Annotated in this window: 5 protein-coding genes; 4 read left to right on the plus strand and 1 reads right to left on the minus strand. The window is 52.3% G+C overall.

Annotated features, from left to right (window positions below; all coding sequences use genetic code 11):
- Nucleotides 1-132 precede the first annotated feature (132 nt).
- Entirely contained in the window at nt 133-906 is a 774-nt protein-coding gene (locus Q0510_RS21355; protein WP_298716144.1) for a hypothetical protein, read from the minus strand.
- A gap of 79 nt (nt 907-985) precedes the next feature.
- Here Q0510_RS21355 and Q0510_RS21360 point away from each other — a divergent pair, with 79 nt between their 5' ends.
- From Q0510_RS21360 to Q0510_RS21375, 4 genes are all read left to right on the plus strand, one after another.
- Nucleotides 986-1480: an Lrp/AsnC ligand binding domain-containing protein gene (locus Q0510_RS21360; protein ID WP_298716146.1), complete on the plus strand. Its 495-nt coding sequence runs from the start codon at nt 986-988 to the stop codon at nt 1478-1480.
- Between the two features lie 81 nt (nt 1481-1561).
- Entirely contained in the window at nt 1562-2098 is a 537-nt protein-coding gene (locus Q0510_RS21365) for a lipocalin family protein (RefSeq protein ID WP_298716148.1), read from the plus strand.
- Nucleotides 2099-2222: 124 nt separating this feature from the next.
- A complete protein-coding gene (locus Q0510_RS21370) occupies nt 2223-2759 on the plus strand; it encodes a hypothetical protein (RefSeq protein ID WP_298716150.1) in 537 nt (178 codons plus the stop codon).
- Nucleotides 2759-3031, plus strand: a 273-nt coding sequence (locus tag Q0510_RS21375) for a hypothetical protein (RefSeq protein ID WP_298716152.1), incomplete at its 3' end; no start/stop codon positions are given. The genes Q0510_RS21370 and Q0510_RS21375, both read left to right, overlap by 1 nt.

Raw genomic sequence — 3031 nt, forward strand, 5'->3', positions numbered from 1 at the left:
CATTAGACATAAGTTCGAAAATTGTACAGGCAGGGCGACATAAAAAATAGAAAGCTCGTAAACCAGATGTTTGCGGGCTTTTTTGTTTTACATACAATCAGTAGCAGCAGCGCTGTCGTCTTGCCAAGTCATTCAACAAATCAACAACAATCTATACAACCCCGATTTTTCCTTCGGCGCACGGTGAACACACGGAAGAACATCGCTCCCGGGATGATCAACCGCCAACCGCCACAGATGCCCGTTGCCTAAAGTGAGCGGTTGCGCACCTGGCTCCGCCTGGTAGTGCAGGTCGAAAAAATTATCTGTCAGGAATGCTTCAAACCCGGCGTCATCACCATCATATAATTTGCGCAGCTCCGCACGGATTTCCGGAATCAGTATTTTCTGTTTGACTTGCGCATTAGGCAATATTTCACTCGAATCGCCGTAATAAGTGCACAAAATGGTGTCGGTCGGAACAGGGGAGCGGTCAACGTGGTACGAATAGACATCGGTGGGGAAGAAGGGGAAGCCGTCGTCTTCGTCATAGTTTTTGATAATATTCAGAACGGGCGCCGCGCCGTGGTCCCTCAGATCTTGCAGGTCCTGTAAAAGCGTGTCGCGCGCGATTTGCCCTTGTTCACTTAACTGCAACGCGCGAAGCTCCGTTTCTTCCACCACGGTGATATTGCCGGTGAGCGGCACTTTTTGAATGATCTCGGCAAAATCGCCCATGGGTTCACGCTTCCAGCAAACGGCGTTTTTATCGCCCTGATAAGGCGTGCCGACAAGCTCCTGGAAATTCGTGACGTAGATGACCTGGTTTGATGTATTGGATGTGTCTGACATGATAGCGGATGTAAAGATAACATCGCCAGTCAACATAGCCGCGTTTGCTCCCGAAAACGGCTGTACGCGCGGCATAGGGTAAATTTTACACTAACTGATTCTTTTGGTTATATCCGTTAAATTATCTTATTTGCCTCCATTAGCTCCATTCATAATGCCAACCAAAGCATCACCACAACCTGAGCTGGACGAGCTCGATCTTAACATCATCTACGCGCTGTCTTCCGACGCGGACACTTCCCACAAGGAACTGGCGAAGCGGTACAACGTATCGCCCGGCACGATCCATTTCCGCGTTTTGCGGATGAAGGATAACGGCATCCTGGGGGAATCGAAGATGAAGGTAAACCTGCACAGCATCGGGCTGAAGGTTACCGCTTTCGTAGGGATTTACCTCCAGAACGGAACGAAGCACGATTTCGTGGTGGCGAAGTTGCAGCGCATCCGGGAAGTTGTGCGCGTGCACACGCTGACGGGGCAGTTCAGCCTGCTGGCGGAAGTGGTTTGCTCCGACCGCGAGCACTTGCGTTCCGTATTGTACGAGCAGATCCACCATATCACCGGCGTCGACCGGACGGAATCCATGATTTCCCTGCAGGAAGAATTCTCCAAAGACGTCCACGTTCCCTGCTTCGGGGACCTGGGGTAACGCATTCCGTATCATAATCATACAATCGGGATGTGCCGCCAAGGCATAGTATTTGTCCTTTCTCCCTCAAATACCCATTGTATGAAAAAAAGTACGCTATACTGGACATTGGCCCTGGCCGGCGGCGCACTGCTGTTACGGAACGCGACGCGGGTCAGCATCCCCAAAGGAGCAAAGGCCGTCCGCCCGTTTAACCTCCACAAATATCTCGGCCAGTGGTACGAAATCGCACGGCTGGACTACCGCTGGGAGCGGTCCCTCAACAACGTTTCCGCCTTTTATTCGCAAAATCCCGACGGCTCGGTCAAAGTCGAAAACCGGGGATATGATTATAAACGGGGCAGATGGACAGAAAGCACCGGTAAAGCGAAACCCGTTTTCCTGGAAGACGAAGCCCGGCTGAAAGTATCCTTTTTCGGCCCCTTCTACGCAGGGTACAATGTGGTAGCCATCGACCGCGAATACCGCCACGCACTCGTTTTCGGTAACGATCTCCGCTATATGTGGATTTTATCCCGCGATCCCGAAATCCCCGACGACGTAAAAGACCAGTATCTCGCCTACGCCCGTGAAATCGGGTATGATACCGAAAAACTCGTCTGGGTGGAACACGATTAACCTCCATATCCCATGATATATCCAAAGGCAATCCGGTCTCCCCGGGTTGCTTTTTTTATGAATTTTCCCGGGGCTGTAACCTTTTCCCGGACCTGCCGTTCCATATTAAACTCCACACCCCTATATGAAACCATCCTTGTACTGTACACTGTTCGCCGGCATATTGCTTAACGGCTGCATCGACTTCCACACGAAGCCCAAAGGCCCTGGAAACGTCACCGCATGGGTGCCTGTTTATAGAGATGCCAATACCCCCGAACCGGAAATCGCCGTCCACGAGCCCCGCAACACCACTTCCGGCGGGAAAATCTTCGCCTACGGCCAGCAGCTCCTCCAGGTCGAAACCGGCCACGGCATTCACATCATCGATTATTCCGACAAGCAGCACCCGAAGAAACTGGGCTTCCTCACCATCCCCGGTTGCGGCGAAGTGGCGCTGAAAGGTTTGACGCTGTATACCAACAGCTTCGACGAGCTGGTGGTGATCGATATCTCGAAATACCCGGATGTAGTCGTGAAGTCCCGGAAAGCCAACGTATTCCCGGAAATGAGCGGATGGGCGCCCCCGGAAAGTGGCTATTTCGTATGTCCCGACCGCTCCCGCGGCCGCGTCATCAAATGGGAAACCAAAACCGTTAATAACCCTCAATGCCGCAACTGATGAAAACTATCTGCTACGCTTATCTCTCCCTGGCTGTACTATTGCTCGCAGCATGCGCCAAGGATTCCAATTCACCGGAATTTGCAAACGGTGGCGGCAAAGGGGGCTCCCTCGCCAAATTCGCCATCGAAGGCAATTACCTGTATGTCGTAAACAGGGCCACCCTCCAGGTGTACGATATCCACAACAGCGGCGCTCCCGTGCTGAAGGACTCTCTCGGCGTTGGGTGGAACATCGAGACCATCTTCGCGTACGACCAAAAACTATTCATC

Source organism: uncultured Chitinophaga sp., from assembly GCF_937874145.1.
Lineage (GTDB): Bacteria > Bacteroidota > Bacteroidia > Chitinophagales > Chitinophagaceae > Chitinophaga.

Excerpts from the sequence above, each read along its gene's own strand:
- Q0510_RS21355 (WP_298716144.1), bottom strand. The coding sequence starts at position 906 with ATGCCGCGCGTACAGCCGTTTTCGGGAGCAAACGCGGCTATGTTGACT.
- Q0510_RS21360 (WP_298716146.1), top strand. The coding sequence starts at position 986 with ATGCCAACCAAAGCATCACCACAACCTGAGCTGGACGAGCTCGATCTT.
- Q0510_RS21365 (WP_298716148.1), top strand. The coding sequence starts at position 1,562 with ATGAAAAAAAGTACGCTATACTGGACATTGGCCCTGGCCGGCGGCGCA.
- Q0510_RS21370 (WP_298716150.1), top strand. The coding sequence starts at position 2,223 with ATGAAACCATCCTTGTACTGTACACTGTTCGCCGGCATATTGCTTAAC.